Here is a 17,162-nt window from a genome sequence, read left to right as displayed (position 1 = left end):
GGTGCAGTACGCGGCAGGTGAGTCTGGATATGAGAGTTGCCCGGTGCCGCGGGGGCAACTCCGAGGCCTTTCAGGACAAAGTGCTCAATTGATGAGCACTTCAAGGTCGAGGATGGGCTTTAGCACCAGCACCGCGACCCCGGGAGACCACCATGGACCAGTTCGATGGCACCGAAATCCTCGCCTGCGCCGACCACACCCAGTGGGAGGGATGGCTCGACGCCAACCACGACCGCAGGACCGGCGTCTGGCTGAAGATCGCCAAGAAGAGTGCGGCGGGTACGACGATCACCATCACCGAGGCTCTCGACGGCGCACTGTGCTTCGGTTGGATCGACAGTCACCGTCGCAGCCTCGACGCCGATCACTACCTCCAGCGCTACTCCCCCCGCCGCCCGAAGAGCCCGTGGTCGCAGGTGAACGTCGCCAAAGCTCAAGCCCTCATCGCCTCGGGGCGCATGCGCTCCTCCGGTTTCGCCGCCATCGCCGCGGCACAATCCGACGGCCGCTGGTCTGCCGCCTACGAGCCCCAGCGCACGGCCACCTGCCCCGCCGATCTGACCTCCGCTTTGACCGAGAACCCCCGCGCCCGAAGCAGCTTCGACCAACTCGACCGCACCGGACAATACGCGTTCTACCTGCGGCTTATGAAGTCGCGGGCGCCTGTCGAGCGCACAACTCAGCTACGCCGGATCCTCGCGGAATTGAGCGAACAGGGAGCCTAGATCATCCGGAAATCGGTTGGGGATCGCGTACGAGCACGCGCTGACGAGAACAATCAGGGCGAGCGAGACATCCGAGCTCGTCGGCGCCGGTGACGCCGTAGCGTCGGACGCGTTCCTGACCAGTGGCGCCGACCGGCCGGAAGCGAGGAACCATGATCGCAGTCCACGCCTACGTAGCGCATATGGAGATCGTGACTGCCACGGCAATTGGCTGAATCTTCTTGCAGATGAATGGGATTCGCTACGCTGGTCGGGCATGCAACCTAGCGCGACCGAGTTGCGCGCCCCCAATTCGACCGGGTTGTGTATCGCACACCCAGTACATAGCTTGGCTACAGAAACTAGGGTCGGGTCAGCGAAGGAACGCCAATGTTCGCCAAGTGGATCGTCCGTGCGCCCATGATCCCGAAGGTACGTCGCATACGCTCGATGGCCGCCACGCTCTGCTCGCTCGCCGTGCTATCCGCGACAGCGGCGGTCTCGACCGCACATGCCGACGAGATCGACCAGACCGCCGCCGCGACAATGGAACTGGGTTCGGTGGTCAGTTCACACGGATTCGCCGCCGGGTGGGGCGGTATCGAATCGGCCCGCTTCATCGAGTACGTCACCGAGGGGCCGACCGGCGCGCCGACGAGGGCAACCGGCATTCTCGCCACGCCGGACGGAACCCCGCCGGCGGACGGGTGGCCAGTTGTCGCATGGACGCACGGAACCACTGGCCTCGGACCTACCTGCGGGATCAGCACGAACGCGAAGGCCGACGCACCGCACGTACGACGGCTGCTCGATCGGGGCTACGCGGTCGTCGCGCCGGACTATGTCGGCCTTGGTCCGGGCGCGGCCACCGTCCATCCGTATCTGCAGTCGCGCACCGAAGCCACGGCGACCGTCGACCTGGTGCGCGCCGCCCGCCGCGCCGAACCCGCGCTCGCGCAGAGATGGGCGGTGGCCGGAGTCTCGCAGGGCGGCCACGCCGCGCTCAACACGGGCAATATCGCCGACCGCTACGCTCCCGAACTCGACTTCCGCGGCACCGCGGCATTCGCGCCCCCATCCAACATCGAGAAGATATTCACGCTGGCCGGGCCTTATGTGCCCACGGTATCCGGCTTCGACGGCCTCACCGCGACGTTCGCCGCCGTGCTGGACGGGGTGCGGCTCGGTGCGCCCGAGGCCGTGGCGGCCGTACTGACACCCACCGGGGCGGACGCGCTCGCTCGCATCGACCGCCGGTGCGAACCCGAATGGAAGGCAGCGGTCGCCGGTATCACGGTCGGTTCGATGCTCAACCGGCCGGTAGCGGGCAGCCCCTTGGCTGACGCCATCACCCGATACATGCAGGTGCCGACCTCCGGATACCGCCAGCCGCTGTTCATCGCACACGGATCCGCCGACCGGGACGTTCCCATCCCGATCACGCATGTGCTGCTCGCCCAATTCAAGGACGCTGGAACGCAATACGAGTTCCGCACCTACGACGCCGATCACGGCGGGATCGTCGAGGCCGCCTGGCCGGATGTTCTGTCCTTCGTCACCCGTGTTCTCGCACCCGCGTGACCGGCGAGGAGCTGCCCAGTCAGCCGCGTAGGTGGGCGCTGTCCTTCGTCAAAGGCAGTCGACCACCGCCTCGACAATCGCCGATAGCGGCGGGAGCGGCTCGCCATTAGGCGGACGCAACCAGTAACGGTTCTCCTTCGTCACCGGACCGAATCCAGTTGGCAGGATGACATTGCTGCGGTGCGGCCCGACGCAGACACCACGGCGCTCCAGGCACGACGACACGACCGTTTCCAACGCGCCGTCGTAGATCACCAGGAACGCGCAGCGAGCGGGCCGACGCCGCGCCAACACTGGGCCGGGTCGGCCCCGCCCTTCGAGTTCCGCCAGCACCCGCACGCCGAACTCACCCGGCGTATTGACCACCGACAGCGCCCCGACCAGCGGTAACACGACGAATCCCGGTGCGGTGGCGTGCGCGCCGTGCAATCCATACGACTGGTACCGCGCGGCCCACCTGCCGGGAGAGTCACCCTCACTCGTAGTCATCAGGAAACCAGACGGCACGCTCATCGAGAACCATGCGGCCAGCCGCCACCAACGTCCGCCGTGCCCTCCGCCGCACCCGGCAGACTTCTACCAGGCATTCCAGGTGCACCTGCATGGCGCGATGGGCCTGCTCGACAGTCATCGCGCCGGGGTCCGCACAACAACTCCAAGGTCCCGCGCCCCAGTATCCAATCTGCGCTAGTTCAGTTGTGGGGCAACCATTCTCCTTCGCGAACTGTCGCTCACGCATGAGTCGTTCGTTGATCGCCTGCACAGTCAGGCGCGTTCGGTGGAGCATGGGCTCAACCCCCTGATCAAGACGTTGTGTATTCGCCGACGTCCGAGCTCGCCGTCGGCCTGGTACGAAACGGCGCTCTCAGATTCGGGCACTGCGCAGGGCGAAAGGAGGGCAAGTTACGGGGCAGACACACCGAGATCCGGTCGATAGCCGACGCCACTGGCTAGACTGAGTCGATAAACGCTGATGAGGGGGCCGCATGCCACCGAACGTGCAGTTCCAGCGGCGACGTGAGGCGATGCCGTCACAAATTGATCCCGGTCGACCGATGAGCCGTGCCGAGTTCGCCGAGGCGGTCAACAAATACCTGTGGCGAATGCATGGTCAACGGCGAGAGCTCGATTCGCACACCATCGCACGATACGAACGAGGCATCGTCCGATGGCCGAATGCGAACTATCGCGAGGCCTTTCGCGCGGTACTGCAGTCCACGGACGCCGAACTCGGCTTTGTACCGTCGCGGCGCCGACGCGCGTCCACAAGGCAGCCCGACAGCACTCTGGCCGTAGATCTGTTCAGCCCGTTCGATCCCAACGCCAACCCTTTCCTCTGTATCGACCGCAGGCCCTCGGACGGCAAACCCGTTGAGCGGGTCGGTTGGAGCGAAGTCAAGGCGATCGAGGACACCACCAGAGCAGTCGCATCGGCAGAGAATCTGCGTGGTGGCGGCTCAGTCAGTGTCGCCGCGGGTAAACAGCTCGGGCAGGTTCTCCGGCTGCTGGATGGACGAGCGGAGCCTGTTACCCGCCGCGCTCTGCTAGAAGCCATCGGCAACCTGAGCAGTGTCGCGGGGTACGCGGCTTTTGACGGCGGCGACATCCAACTGGCCGAGCGGCGCTTCCGACTCGCGCTGTGGTGCGCCGACGCCGCCGGATCATGGGAATTGCGTGCCAGCGTGTTAGCAGACCTCGCACGGAAGACTGCTTACGTCGGCAATGCCGACGGCGCTCTGTCGCTTATAGAACTCGCGCGGGTCCGTTCCGATCGCCTCTCCGCGACCGCTCGAGCGATGCTCAGCGCGCTCCGCGCCCAGTTCCTCGGCGCGATAGGTCGCATCGACGAAGCCCTCAGCGAAGTCCAACGGTCCGATGAGCATCTCGCGGAGCGCAGGCCAGAGACCGACGCGCCGTGGCTCTGCTACTACGACCGAGCCGAACACCTCGGCAGTACCGGCAAAGCTTTGATTTCTGTCGCGAGGGCTCGGAGGCGCATAGAACCAGCCGCACAACGCATTCGAGAAGCTGTGGCGCTTCAGGGACCGGACTACCCTCGTTCGCGCACTTTCTCTCTCACCCGGTTGGCGACGCTCACCATGGAACTCGACGACCCCAGAGAGGCATCGGCGATAGGGCTCCAAGCGGTCGAACATGCCTCGACCTTCAGCTCATCCCGCATCAGGAACGAACTCCGCGCACTGGCCGCCGCAACCGCGCCACGTCGGCGTATCAGCGCCGTAGCCGTGCTGCACGATGCCATCGCCAATTCGTCTGCGATGGAGTCACCATGAATTCGACACGCGCAACCATCTCCACGGACGAGATCTTGGCGGGGGCAGCGACAGCAAGCGGACTCGAACTTGCTGGCGCAGAACTGATCCGCGACGGCTCACATGCGATCTACCGTTTGGCCGGAGGGATCGTCGCCAGAATCGGCGCACCGAGCAGCCTCGAAGCGGCGATACGTGAGGTACGTATCGCTCAGTGGCTCAATGACTCTGGAATACCGGCAGTCGAACCGATGGCTTTCCTGCCACAAACGGTAGTGGTTCATGACCGCCCCGTCACCTGGTGGCACCGCATCCCAGACCACAGGCCTGCAACGCCAGAGGAACTCGGCTCGATGCTGCGCAACCTGCACGCCTTGTCACCACCGCCTGAACTCGAACTTCCCACATACGATCCGTTCACCGGTCTCTGCAACCGACTTGCACTGTCGAGCACACTCGACGAGGACGACAGGGAATGGCTACTCCACCATCACAATGAATTGCGCACGCGATACGACACACTGCCGAAGCCCGATCCACTCACTGTGATCCACGGCGACGCCTGGCAAGGCAACCTGGTAGTGCCCTCCTCCGGCGTCCCAAGAGTGCTGGACCTCGACAAGGTCTCGCTCGGCCTACGCGAATGGGATCTCATCCAACTCGCAGTCGACTACACAGACTTCAATCGCATCTTCGAGGACGATTACCGTTCCTTCGTCTCCGCTTACGGCGGATACGACGTCACCTCCTGGCCCCACTTCCGGCTGCTGGCCGACATCCAGGAGTTGCGCTGGCTGGGGTTTGCCGTGGCCCGAGCAGAGGACTCCCGCGCTGCCGCTCAGCATGCGAAGCACAGGATCGAATGCCTGCGAGGGCAAGTGCCTCGTCCCTGGACGTGGACTGCGCTGTGAGCCGCTGTGGTGCTGATCTCGTGACGCGGGCAGCCCGAGGTCAGACGTAAACCGGCCGCGAACGGTGGCTTCCGTTCGCGGCCATGCGGTTCGCCGGTCAGGCGGAGACTGTCGCCTTCTCCCGCTGCAGTTCCAGGGCGATGTCGATGAGCTGGTCTTCCTGGCCGCCGACGAGTTTGCGCTTGCCCGCGCGGACGAGCATTTCGGCGGCCGAGACGCCGTAGCGCTCGGCTTGGCGTTCGGCGTGCTTGAGGAAGCTGGAGTAGACGCCCGCGTAGCCCATCATCAGGGCTTGGCGGTCCAGCAGGCATTCCTGGGGCATCGCGGGCCGGACCACGTCTTCGGCGGCGTCGGCGATGGCGAAGAAGTCGATGCCGGTCGTGATGCCCAGCTTGTCGCACACGCCGACCAGCGCTTCGACCGGCGTATTGCCCGCGCCCGCACCGAAACGACGTGCGCTGCCGTCGATCTGGGTGGCGCCGGCGCGGATGGCGTAGACCGAGTTGGCGACGGCCAGATCGAGGTTCTCATGACCGTGGAAACCGACTCGAGCGTCCCCGCCGAGTTCGGCGACCAGCGCGGCGACCCGGTCGGAAACCTGCTCCAGGACCAATGCTCCGGCGGAGTCGACGATATAGACACACTGGCAACCCGCGTCGGCCATGATGCGCGCCTGCTCGGCCAGCACCTCCGGCGGCTGGGTATGCGACATCATCAGGAAGCCGACCGTCTCCAGCCCGAGTTCGCGTGCGAGGCCGAAGTGCTGGATCGACACGTCGGCTTCGGTGCAGTGGGTAGCGATGCGGCAGATGGACGCGCCGTTGTCCTGGGAGATCTTGATGTCTTCCTTCACGCCGACGCCCGGCAGCATCAGCACGGCGATCTTCGCCCGCTTGGCCGTCTCGGCGGCGATGGTGACCAGTTCCTGTTCCGGCGTCTTGGAGAAGCCGTAGTTGAACGAGGAGCCCCCGAGTCCGTCGCCGTGGGTCACCTCGATCACCGGCACGCCCGCGCCGTCCAGCGCGGCCACGATGTCGCGGACCTCGGTGGCGGTGAACTGGTGGCGCTTGTGATGCGATCCGTCGCGCAGCGAGGTATCGGTGACGCGGATGTCGAGTTCTGCTGAATAGGCCATGTCGAAAGCTCCTTACACCCGGGCCGAGACGATTTGTTCGGCGATGACCTCGCCCACCTGCGTCGCGGCGGCGGTCATGATGTCGAGGTTGCCCGCGTACGGCGGCAGGAAGTCGCCAGCGCCCTCCACTTCGACGAACACCGAGACCTTGGCCATGCCACTGGACACCACCGACGGCTTGTCGAACTGCGGCTCGTTGAGCAGCCGGTAGCCGGGCACGTACTGCTGGATGTCGGCGACCATCCGGTGGATGGAGTCGGCGATCGCGTCGGTGTCGGCGTCCTCGGGGATGGCGCAGAAGATGGTGTCGCGCATGATCATCGGCGGCTCGGCCGGGTTCAGGATGATGATCGCCTTGCCGCGCTGCGCCCCGCCGATGGTTTCCACGCCGCGGCTGGTGGTCTTGGTGAACTCATCGATATTCGCGCGGGTGCCCGGTCCCGCGGAGACCGATGACACCGACGCGACGATCTCCGCATACGGCACCGGGACGACCCGCGACACCGCGGCGACGATGGGGATGGTCGCCTGTCCGCCGCAGGTGATCATGTTGACGTTCGGCGCCTCGAGGTTGGCGCCGACGAGGTTCACCGGCGGCACGACGGCGGGCCCGACGGCGGCGGGTGTGAGATCGACGGCGCGGATGCCCGCTTCGGCATAGCGCGGTGCGGCGGCGCGGTGCACGTACGCCGAGGTGGCCTCGAAGATCAGGTCCGGCAGTTCGGACTGTCCGAGCAGCCAGTCGACGCCCTCGTGCGAGGTCTCCAGCCCCAGCCCGCGGGCCCGCTTCAGACCTTCGCTGTCCGGGTCGATCCCGATCATCCAGCGTGGCTGGATCTTCGCCGAGCGCAGCAGTTTGTAGAGCAGATCGGTACTGATATTGCCGGACCCGACGATCGCGGCGGTGACGGTCCCGTTGGCGGACACGACAGCCTCCCTAGGTGAATTGCAGACGGACAGAACCGAGTCCGGCGAACTCGGCGTTGAATGCGTCGCCCGGACGGGCGTCGATAGCGCGGGTGCACGAGCCGGGCAACACGATGTCACCGGCTTTCAGCCGGACACCGAAGCTCGCGACCTTGCGCGCCAGCCAGGCGACCGCTATCACGGGATCGCCGAGCACGGCGTCGCTGCGGCCCTCGGCGACCACCTCGCCGTTGCGGGTGAGCACCGCGTCGATCGCCTTGACGTCGACGTCCGCAGGCGCGACGCGCTGGGCGCCGAGCACGAAACCGGCGGAAGACGCGTTGTCGGAGATGGTGTCGGCCAGGCCGATGTTCCAGTCCTTGATCCGCGAGTCGATCAGCTCGATCGCGGGTGCGAAGGCGACCGTGGCGGCGAGCACGTCCTCTTCGGTGCACTTCGCGCCGGGCAGGTCGGCGCCGAGCACGAAGCCGACCTCCACCTCGACCCGGGGGAACAGATAGCGGCCCGCTTCGACCGGAACGTCCTCGTAGACTTCCATTTCCGCGAGCAGATGCCCGTAGTCGGGCTCGTCGACGCCCATCATCCGCTGCATGGCCTTCGAGGACAGACCCACCTTGTGCCCGACCACGCGGGCTCCGCTGTCGAGCCTGCGCCGGATGTTGATCAGCTGGATCTCGTAGGCGTCCACCACGTCGATATCGGGATATCTGGCGATCAGCGGATCGATCGGCACCCGTTCGCGCTCGGCGCGCTCGAGTTCGTCGGCCAGTTCGGTTCGTACCGCGTCGGACAGCACGCTAGTTTCCTTCCACAGTTGCTTGATCGAGCGCCGAGACCTGCTCGCCAGCCGCGGACCGGCCGGCCCTGCGGCCGGAGAAGACGCAGTCGGCCAGCGACAGACCGCTGACGTAGGACTCGGAGCAGATGCCGATCGCGGTGCGCCCTGCCGCGAAAAGGCCCGGAATGTCCTCACCCTCGGTCGATTCGACCGCGCCGGTGCGCTCGTCCACGACGACGCCGCCGAGGGTGAGCATGGGGCACGGATTGGTCAGGCTCGGTTTGATGCCCACATCCAACAGCCAGAACGGGCCGGTGCGGACCGGTTCGGTGAACTCGGCGGGCTTGCCCACCGGATCGGGCGCGCCGGTCTCGATCGCGGTGTTGTGCGCCTCGACCGTCGCGCGCAGCCCGGCGGGATCGATGCCCGCCCTGGTCGCGGCTTGCTCCAACGTGGCGCCGCGAATCGCGGTGCGCCGCATGGTCTCGAACTGCCCGCGCTGGAACCAAGCGCCCTGCTTGCCGATCTGCCCGATCGCGGAGCGCATCAACGCGTTGTCGGCCAGCAGCCAACCCTTGCCGCCGTGTTCGGTGATCAGCGCGTGGCCGACCGCGGCGCCGTAGCGTGTCTCGTCGATGACCCGGCGACCGGAGGCGTCCACCAACAGCGCACCGGTGAAAGAGCTCGGTGGCAGGAGGAACCGCCATGCGGAGACATTGTCCATGCGGTCGACAGCCGCGCCCGCCTGCTGTGCCATCAGGATGCCGCTGCCGTCGTCACCGGTGGTGCCGAGCGCGAGACCGCCGCGGTAGGCGGGCGCGTATTGCCGCACCATGTCCCGATTGGCGATGAACCCTCCGGCGCTGACCACCACCCCGCGCCTGGCCATGACACGAATCGTGCTGCCGTACCGGCGTTCCAGCCGAGCCAACCGCTGTTCCATCGCCCGCCGCAGCGGCGGGTAGTAGATGCCCGGCTTGGCCGCGATATTCGCCATGCGGGTGTAGCGGTCGCGCACGCGGCCGGGGGCGTCACGCAACGTCCGGCATTCCACGCCGATCACCGCACCGGTGCCGTCGGTGATCAACCGGGTTACCCGCGTGAGTGTTTCGACGCGCACGCCGAGCCGCGACGCTGCGGCGGCGAGCGGCCCGGTGAGCTTCTTGCCCGAGGTGCCCCTGCCCTTCACCCGATGTCCGCGCTGAGCGGCCGGGATATCCCGGAACGCGCCGGAGATCTCGCTGCCGGAGTAGTACAGGTAGTAGCGATCGTTCGGATAGGAGGTCTTGTACGGGCACAGCGAGGCTTCGAACGGAACGCCGTGTCCCTTCAGCCACTCGATCAGTGCCGGGCTTTCATCGACGAACCGGCGCAGCGTCTCGGGCGTCACCGCGGCGCCGACCTCGCGCTCCAGATACGCGTACATCGCCTCCGGAGTGTCCTCGACTCCCGCCTCCCGCTGCACCGACGTGCCGCCGCCCGCGTAGATGATGCCGCCGGACAGCGCCGACGCACCGCCTCCCGCGAACCGCTCCAGCACGAGCACCTGCGCGCCCGCCGCGGTCGCCTCCAGCGCGGCAGCCGCACCCGCGGCGCCGTATCCGACCACGACAACGTCGGTGGCCAGGTCCCATTCGAGGCCCATGTCCTTATCTCCGGTCTGAAACTGAAACAAGTTTCCTCGACAAATAGCACGTCGAGCAAGACTTCTGCCACACAACATAGACCAATGGCGCGTCTATTCTATAACGTGTTCTACATGAATGATCGGGAATACGACGTGGTGGTGGTCGGCAGCGGCGCCGCCGGCATGACCGCCGCCCTCACCGCCGCCCAGCACGGGCTGAGCGTGGTGGTCATCGAAAAGGCCGCGCACTACGGCGGGTCGACCGCCCGCTCCGGCGGCGGCGTGTGGATCCCGGGCAACAAGGCGCTGCGCGCGTCCGGTCGGCCCGACGACCGCGAGGACGCACGGACCTACCTGCACAGCATCATCGGTGACGTCGTACCCAAGGAGCGGATCGACACCTACATCGACCGCGGCGCCGAAGCCTTCGACTTCGTGCTCGACCACACGCCGCTGAAGATGCGCTGGGTGCCGGACTACTCCGACTACTACCCCGAGGCACCCGGCGGCCGTGCTGCGGGACGCTCGTGCGAACCGAAGCCGTTCAACGCCAAAGTGCTCGGCGCGGAGCGCTTCAATCTGGAGCCGCCCTACAGCAAGACGCCGCTGAACGTCGTGGTCACCCAGGCCGATTTCAAGCAACTCAACCTCATCCGGCGGCATCCGCGTGGCATGCTGCGCGCCATGCGGGTCGGCGCGCGCACCACCTGGGCTCGGCTCACCGGCAAGCATCTGCTCGGCATGGGACAGGCGCTGGCCGCCGCGCTGCGAAAGGGTCTGCTGGACGCGGACGTGCCGCTGCTGCTGAACACCCCGCTGACCCGGCTGATCGTCGAGGCCGATCGAGTCACCGGCGTCGAGGCCGAACACGAGGGCGAGACCGTCCGCTTCACCGCCCGCTACGGCGTGGTGCTGGCCAGCGGCGGCTTCGAGCACAACGCGGAGATGCGGCACGCCTACCAGCGCGAGCCCATCACCACCGAGTGGACCACCGGCGCGCCCGCCAACACCGGCGACGGCATCAATGCCGGTCTCGAACTCGGCGCGGCCGTCGACATCATGGCCGACGCCTGGTGGGGGCCGACCATCTTCAAGGGCGGCAGGCCCTGGTTCTGCCTGGCGGAGCGCAATCTGCCCGGCTGCGTCATCGTGAATGCCGACGGCGAGCGTTTCGGAAATGAGTCCGCTCCTTACGTCGAGGCCGTGCACACCATGTACGGCGGCGAATACGGCCAAGGTGATGGTCCCGGCGAGAACGTGCCCGCCTGGCTGGTGTTCGACCAGCGCTACCGCGACCGGTACATCTTCGCGGGGCTGCAGCCCGGCCAGCGGTTTCCGTCCCGCTGGATGGAAAACGACCTCATCGTGCAGGCGCCGACGCTGGCCGCACTGGCCACCCGGATCGGTGTGCCGGAGCAGAAGCTGGCCGCGACCGTCGCACGTTTCAACGGCTTCGCGGCCACCGGCGTGGACGAGGACTTCCACCGCGGCGACAGCGCCTATGACAGGTACTACGGCGACCCCACCGTCAAGCCGAACCCGTGCTTGGCGGCGCTGGTGCAGGGACCGTTCTACGCGGCCCGCATGGTGCCGGGCGATCTCGGCACCAAGGGCGGCCTGGTCACCGATACCGCGGGCCGGGTGCTGCGGGAGGACGAGACCGTCATCGAGGGCCTGTACGCCTCCGGCAATGTCAGCGCCCCGGTGATGGGCCACACCTACGCAGGTCCCGGCGCCACCATCGGCCCCGCCATCGCCTTCGGCTATCTGGCGGTGCTGGACATCGCCGAGCGCAAGAAGGAACAGCCCGCCGCGGCCACCGCCGGGGCGTGAGGTGATGCCGAGTCGACGGCCAGCCAGATCTGGCCGTGGCGAAATCGTCCCGTGGAGCGGACCGAGCAGAGCAGAGCCGATGTCATGGCTCGCAGGATTGATCGGTGGCGGCAGGTCCTCGACCCGAAGATCCGGTGCCTCCGCGCGCTGCACAGGCGACCCGGATTCGTCCACAATCATGCACAAGGAGTTCTGATGCCCATCGACCCGAAGATCGCGCTCGGCGCGCAACTGCCCAGCCGGGAATTCGCCTGGACGCCGTCGGACGTACAGCTCTATCAGCTCGGCCTCGGTGCGGGTTCGCGCTGGACCGACCCTGCTGAACTGCGCTACCTCGACGATCGGGAACCGCAGGTGCTGCCGACCTTCGCGACCGTCGCACCGACGCTGCACGAGACCGAGCCGCCGAAGGTGAGCTTTCCTGGCATCGATATCGATCTGGCGAAGGTGGTGCACGGCCACCAGGAGATCGAGGTGCACCGTCCGATCCCGGCCGCGGGCAAAGCGACCAGCACCGGCCGGATCGCGGAGATCTGGGACAAGGGCTCGGCGGCGGTGGTTGTCCAGGAGCACACCGTCACCGGTTCCGACGGAGCGCCGCTGTGGACGGCGCGGTCATCGATCTTCGCCAAGGGCGAGGGCGGCTTCGGCGGCGAGCGCGGACCCAGCAGCAAGTCCGAGTTGCCCGACCGCGCACCGGATTTCGACGTCACCACGCCCACGCTGCCGCAGCAGGCGCTGCTCTACCGGATGTGCGGGGACCGCAACCCGCTGCATTCCGATCCCGAATTCGCCCGCGCGGCCGGCTTTCCCGCGCCCATCCTGCATGGGCTGTGCACCTACGGCATCGTCTGCAAGACCGCGACCGACAGCGTGCTGGACGCCGACGCGAGCCGGGTCACCGGTTTCCGCGCCCGATTCGCGGGCGTGCTCTACCCGGGCGAAACGATCCGCACCCGAATCTGGCGCGAGGACGACGCACTGACCATCGCGGCCACCGTCGCCGACCGCGACGACGCACCGGTCCTCAGCGACGTCACCCTGCGATTCCGGGCCGCCTGACCGGCTCCCACGGAACGCGGGGCAACCACGCGGACGATCTACCCGCGGACCGCCTCGCGACCCGGCAGAATTGCGCAGATTCGGCGGGCGTCAGGCTCCGCCGGACGGCCGGAGGTCGCGGTCGCCGGGTCCGCGACGGGCTGCCGCACCCTGGATCACCAGGGCGAACAGCACCACGATCAGGATCGGCGCCACCAGGGGCACCCAGGAGAGGTGCAGTGGAATCAGCCCGGCGCCGACCGCCACCACCGCGAAGCCGACCGCGCCGACCACGGATGGGATGGTCGTGGGCACCACCCCGTGCGGCGCGGTCACCGTCGCGGCATTGAGCAGATAGGTCGTGGCCACCAATCCCGTTGCGGCGGAGGCGAGTATCCCCGCGTCGTCGAACGCGAGCACGCCGAGCGCCAACAACACCGCGCACACCGCCAGCGGCCGGTACCACCAGCCGAGCGCGACGAGGATCAGGGCGGGAACGCCGACCCATGGCTCCAACAGCGCCACCGACGCCACCAGCAGCAGCCCGGCGAGTACGGCGAGAAATCTGGTCATCGGCGCACCCGCACGCTTCTGCGGTGCTCCGGGAGCACCCGCATGATCTGGTCCAGGCGGGCGTCCAGCGGCCACGCCACGATGTCGACGCCGACGGTGCCCATGTCCCGGTACATCGCGGCGCGCTCGAGCTGCCACATCTTGGCCAGGATCGGGTCGAGATCCTCGCGGAACGGGGTGCCGCGCAGGACATCCACCACGACCACCACGTGCCCGCGCTTGCGCAGATCGATCAGCGCGAGCGCGAACTGGGTGTCCAGCAGCGTGGAGAACGCCACCACGATCGCACCGATCGGCACGGCCGCGTGCGGCGCCAGGGTGCCGGTGGTCGAAATGTGCTCATCGCCGACGCCGAGCACGGTGTCGACGATGCGGTAGAACTGGCGGCGTCCGATATCCGGCCGAAGCCAGCGTGGTGCCTGGCCCAGGCACACCACCGCGGTCCGGTCGCCCGCCTGCAACGTCGACTGCACTACCTGCGCCGCGCCGCGCACCGACAACTCCAGCGAGTCGGTGGCCGGCCCTGGCGCCTGCTGCGAGGTGTCCACCAGCACGACGACATCCGCGGAACGATTGGTCAATCGCTCGGTGACGTAGAGCCGACCGCGCCGCGCACTCACCGGCCAGTTCACGATGCGCAACTGGTCGCCGGGCGCATAGGCGCGGATGTCGGCGTACTCGACGCCAGGGCCGTGCCTGCGGGTCAGGTGGGTGCCGAGCCGCTCGGGAAGCTCGGTGCGCGGCAAGCGCATTCGCTGCGGATCGGTGATCGGGTAGACGAACAGCTGCCCTGCGGGCAACACTGCCGTCGCGATCGCGAGTCCCGCCGGGCTCAGCGCCGACACTCGCACCGAGACCGGGTAGCGGCCCCACCGATCCGCCGTGAGCGCCAGGCGCAGCCCGGCGGGCGCGACCCCGGAATCGACGGCCTCCTCGATTCGGAGACCGAGCCCGGGCAGGCTCTCCGGCTTCAGTCGCAGCAGCGCATGCCCCTTCTCGACGAAGGCGGCGACGGTGAGCTCCACCTCCTCGGATTCGAAACAGCGCAGCGTGCCGCCGCCATCGATCTGAATCCTGGTCGAGGACTGCTGCCACCGCGCGGTGGCCAGCACGCCGAGCAGCGGCGCGGCGAACACGACCAGCTGCCACCTGCCGAGGATGACCGCGAGCACCAGGGCCGCCGCCGCGCACACCGCCAGCATGAAGACCAGCGGTGCGGGCCGCCACCGCAATTCGGCGTCGACCGCGGAGCTGGCGTCGCGATGTCTCATGTCACGCTGGCGCGCGGGACCGGCAGACGGCGCAACAGTTCGGTGATCACATCCTCGCCCCGAATCCGGCGTACCCACATCTCCGGGCGCAGCGTGATCCGGTGCGCCATGGCCGGAACGGCCAGCGCCTTCACGTCTTCGGGGACCACATAGTCGCGGCCGAGCAGCAGCGCCCGCGCCCTGGACATCTGCACGAGGTCGAGTTCGGCGCGCGGGCTCGCGCCGACCTCGACCTGGGGATGTCCCCTGGTCGCCGTGGCCAGCGCGACGACGTAGCCGACCACGTCGGGGTGCACTGTCACGTATTCGACCGACTGCCGCATCTCCATCAGGCCGTTCGCGTCCACGACCTGGTTGACCTGCGGCTGCTGCGCGCCGCGCTCCAGCCTGCGCCGGATCATCCGGGTCTCGTCCTTTTCGGACAGGTAGCCCAGCCGCAGCTGGATGGCGAACCGGTCCAGCTGAGCCTCCGGCAGCGGGTAGGTGCCCTCGTATTCGATCGGGTTGTCGGTGGCCAGCACGACGAATGGCTGCGGCAGCACGAAGGTCTCGCCGTCGATGCTGACCTGCCCCTCCGCCATCGCCTCCAGCAGTGCGGCCTGCGTCTTCGGCGGCGTGCGGTTCACCTCGTCGGCGAGCAGCACGTTGGTGAACACCGGCCCGCGCCGGAAGGTGAACCGGCCGGAGGACATGTCGTAGATGGTCGACCCGAGCAGGTCGGCGGGCAGCAGGTCGGGGGTGAACTGTACGCGGGTGAACTGCAACCCGAGTGCTGATGCGAACGACCTCGCGATGAGCGTCTTGCCGAGTCCGGGCAGGTCCTCGATCAGCACATGTCCGCCGGACAGCACCGCGATCATGATCAGCTGCATCTCGTCCTGCTTGCCGACCACGACCCGGGACAGCTCCCGGAGCACGGCCTCGCTGCGCTGGACGGTCACATCCATCGGCATCGTCATTTGTGTACTCGCACTTGCCTCAACCCATTTCACATTCTCTGCAGGCGGCTCAGGATCTCGTCCAGCGCCGCGCGTCCCGGTGCCCTGCTGGTCTGATCACGTAACGCCGAATTGGCCGGATCCACCCATCGCCACAGTTCGGGGCCGAATTGGTGGATACCCGCCGCCTCGACCGCCCTGCGGTTCTTCGCCATCCGCTGACCGGTGGACAGCTCGAACTCCTTGGCCAGCAACGGACGCAAGTGGCGGTCCCACTCGGCGCGGGTGCCGTCCGCGCGGTCGGCGAGCATCTGCGCCCTGGCGTGCCAGCGCCGCAGCATTTCCGCCGGACCGTTGTCCATATCCTCGATCTCGGGTTCGTCCCAGCCGTCGAAGCGGTCGAGTAGTGACCAGACCAGCCAGGCCATCGCCATCGCCATCGGGATACCCGCGGCGATCAACAGCAACCCGCGTGCTCGCTCCACGGCCACCAGCTCGACAACCGCGACGGCGAACACGCAGGTGATCACGGCCGCCCACCGGATCATGCGGTGTCCTCTCGTGCACGACCGGGTGCCCTGCGTCTGGACGCGAGCTGCCGGCTCCTGGCCCGATCGATCACGCAGGCACCTCCCCTTGCAGGTCGGCGAGCACGATGCGCAGCAGCTGCTGAGCCCGCATGCGCTGCCATTCGAGCATGGCGTGCGGGCTGAACCTGGCCTCCTCGAAGAGCGCGACCAGCTCGCGCGCGGACGCGTCGTGCAGCGCGCCTCGTTCGAACGCGCGGGCCAGCACCTCCATCGGGGTGTCCGAGATCAGCGGAGCGGCGGACCGGTCGGTGGCGAGGCCGCGCTCCATCGCGACATAGCAGGCGATGATCGCGGTGCGGGGGTCCTGGCCGGGCGCGTTCATCGCGGCAAGACCCATCTCGGCCGCGCGTGCCAGCGAGTCCACCACGGTGGGCGACGCCTGGGCGCCGGACCCCGGTGCGGGCACGGGTTTGCGCCGGGCAGCCATCGTTACCACGACCAGACCGGTCAGGGCGACCGTCACCAGCCCTGCCGCGGCTATGCCGGTCAGCACCAGCGCCATCCCGGTCAGTTCCGACGAACTCTGGCCGGGGTCGGTCGGCGCCGGTGTCCCGAACTCCGGCGGGGCTCCGGTGGTGGTGGCCGGCGCCGCCGGAGGCGCGGGTGCGGTCGAGCTGCCCGCGCCGATGAAGTAGATCGCGGACGCGGCGGCGACCAGCAGGGCGAACATCGCCAGCGCCCCCAGCACCGCCGAGCCAACGCGACCGAGACGCCACTGCTGGCGCTCGGCCTCGCGTTCCGGCTCGGGCATGGCAAGCGGTAGGCGGTGCTGGCTGGCGATCACACCCGCCAGCAGGATCACCATCGATACGGTGAGCAAGACCGGCATGAGCGCGACCGACACCGCGGACGGAGCACGCCGTTGCGGCTCCGCTTCGGTAATTCCTGGGATGTATCCGTGCAGGGCAATGACGGCAAGAGCCAGCAGCGTGATCAGCACGATCACGCGCGATATCGGCGCTCGCGCCCGGGTCACTGCG

General features: G+C 67.7%; 16 protein-coding genes. 6 read left to right on the top strand and 10 right to left on the bottom strand.

What is annotated here, in order from left to right:
• Nucleotides 1-152: 152 nt before the first annotated feature.
• Both OHA40_RS18310 and OHA40_RS18305 read left to right on the top strand, forming a co-directional pair.
• Nucleotides 153-725, top strand: coding sequence for a YdeI/OmpD-associated family protein (locus tag OHA40_RS18310; protein WP_330228146.1), 573 nt, complete (start codon nucleotides 153-155; stop codon nucleotides 723-725).
• 369 nt (nucleotides 726-1,094) lie between these two features.
• Nucleotides 1,095-2,285 (top strand): lipase family protein, encoded by a 1,191-nt coding sequence (locus OHA40_RS18305; RefSeq protein WP_330228145.1) that lies wholly within the window; start codon nucleotides 1,095-1,097, stop codon nucleotides 2,283-2,285.
• 48 nt (nucleotides 2,286-2,333) lie between these two features.
• Here OHA40_RS18305 and OHA40_RS18300 read toward each other — a convergent pair whose 3' ends face one another.
• Nucleotides 2,334-2,774 carry a hypothetical protein gene (locus OHA40_RS18300; RefSeq protein WP_330228144.1) on the bottom strand — a complete coding sequence of 147 codons (441 nt, stop codon included), beginning with the start codon at nucleotides 2,772-2,774 and terminating at the stop codon, nucleotides 2,334-2,336.
• Nucleotides 2,775-3,340: 566 nt separating this feature from the next.
• Between OHA40_RS18300 and OHA40_RS18295 the strand changes: the two genes are divergently transcribed.
• Nucleotides 3,341-4,579: an XRE family transcriptional regulator gene (locus OHA40_RS18295; RefSeq protein ID WP_330228143.1), complete on the top strand. Its 1,239-nt coding sequence runs from the start codon at nucleotides 3,341-3,343 to the stop codon at nucleotides 4,577-4,579.
• Entirely contained in the window at nucleotides 4,576-5,469 is an 894-nt protein-coding gene (locus OHA40_RS18290) for a phosphotransferase enzyme family protein (protein ID WP_330228142.1), read from the top strand. Before OHA40_RS18295 ends, OHA40_RS18290 begins: the two co-directional genes overlap by 4 nt.
• A gap of 97 nt (nucleotides 5,470-5,566) precedes the next feature.
• Here the strand turns inward: OHA40_RS18290 and dmpG are convergent, their stop codons facing one another.
• From dmpG to OHA40_RS18270, 4 genes are read right to left on the bottom strand one after another with little or no spacing between them, the layout of a single operon-like run.
• Nucleotides 5,567-6,604 carry a 4-hydroxy-2-oxovalerate aldolase gene (gene dmpG, locus OHA40_RS18285; RefSeq protein WP_330228141.1) on the bottom strand — a complete coding sequence of 346 codons (1,038 nt, stop codon included), beginning with the start codon at nucleotides 6,602-6,604 and terminating at the stop codon, nucleotides 5,567-5,569.
• A gap of 12 nt (nucleotides 6,605-6,616) precedes the next feature.
• On the bottom strand, nucleotides 6,617-7,531 hold the full coding sequence (locus tag OHA40_RS18280; protein ID WP_330228140.1) for an acetaldehyde dehydrogenase (acetylating): 915 nt from the start codon (nucleotides 7,529-7,531) through the stop codon (nucleotides 6,617-6,619).
• A 10-nt stretch (nucleotides 7,532-7,541) separates the two neighbouring features.
• Nucleotides 7,542-8,327 (bottom strand): 2-keto-4-pentenoate hydratase, encoded by a 786-nt coding sequence (locus OHA40_RS18275; RefSeq protein ID WP_330228139.1) that lies wholly within the window; start codon nucleotides 8,325-8,327, stop codon nucleotides 7,542-7,544.
• 1 nt (nucleotide 8,328) lies between these two features.
• Nucleotides 8,329-9,954: an FAD-binding protein gene (locus OHA40_RS18270; RefSeq protein WP_330234250.1), complete on the bottom strand. Its 1,626-nt coding sequence runs from the start codon at nucleotides 9,952-9,954 to the stop codon at nucleotides 8,329-8,331.
• A gap of 114 nt (nucleotides 9,955-10,068) precedes the next feature.
• Here OHA40_RS18270 and kstD point away from each other — a divergent pair, with 114 nt between their 5' ends.
• Complete coding sequence (gene kstD / locus OHA40_RS18265; RefSeq protein ID WP_330228138.1) at nucleotides 10,069-11,769, top strand: 3-oxosteroid 1-dehydrogenase; 1,701 nt, start codon at nucleotides 10,069-10,071, stop codon at nucleotides 11,767-11,769.
• A 195-nt stretch (nucleotides 11,770-11,964) separates the two neighbouring features.
• Nucleotides 11,965-12,831 carry a MaoC/PaaZ C-terminal domain-containing protein gene (locus tag OHA40_RS18260; protein WP_330228137.1) on the top strand — a complete coding sequence of 289 codons (867 nt, stop codon included), beginning with the start codon at nucleotides 11,965-11,967 and terminating at the stop codon, nucleotides 12,829-12,831.
• Nucleotides 12,832-12,921: 90 nt separating this feature from the next.
• On the opposite strand, the gene OHA40_RS18255 is transcribed toward OHA40_RS18260, so the two are convergent.
• From OHA40_RS18255 to OHA40_RS18235, 5 genes are all read right to left on the bottom strand, one after another.
• Complete coding sequence (locus tag OHA40_RS18255; protein WP_330228136.1) at nucleotides 12,922-13,383, bottom strand: hypothetical protein; 462 nt, start codon at nucleotides 13,381-13,383, stop codon at nucleotides 12,922-12,924.
• Entirely contained in the window at nucleotides 13,380-14,654 is a 1,275-nt protein-coding gene (locus OHA40_RS18250) for a DUF58 domain-containing protein (protein WP_330228135.1), read from the bottom strand. The genes OHA40_RS18255 and OHA40_RS18250 overlap by 4 nt, the downstream gene beginning before the upstream one ends.
• On the bottom strand, nucleotides 14,651-15,613 hold the full coding sequence (locus tag OHA40_RS18245; RefSeq protein WP_330228134.1) for an AAA family ATPase: 963 nt from the start codon (nucleotides 15,611-15,613) through the stop codon (nucleotides 14,651-14,653). Before OHA40_RS18245 ends, OHA40_RS18250 begins: the two co-directional genes overlap by 4 nt.
• Before the next feature lie 29 nt (nucleotides 15,614-15,642).
• On the bottom strand, nucleotides 15,643-16,140 hold the full coding sequence (locus OHA40_RS18240) for a hypothetical protein (protein ID WP_330228133.1): 498 nt from the start codon (nucleotides 16,138-16,140) through the stop codon (nucleotides 15,643-15,645).
• A gap of 70 nt (nucleotides 16,141-16,210) precedes the next feature.
• On the bottom strand, nucleotides 16,211-17,158 hold the full coding sequence (locus tag OHA40_RS18235; protein WP_330228132.1) for a DUF4129 domain-containing protein: 948 nt from the start codon (nucleotides 17,156-17,158) through the stop codon (nucleotides 16,211-16,213).
• Nucleotides 17,159-17,162: the final 4 nt, after the last annotated feature.

The organism is Nocardia sp. NBC_00508, assembly GCF_036346875.1.
Lineage (GTDB): Bacteria > Actinomycetota > Actinomycetes > Mycobacteriales > Mycobacteriaceae > Nocardia.
This window is presented reverse-complemented; position numbering and strand designations above follow the sequence as displayed.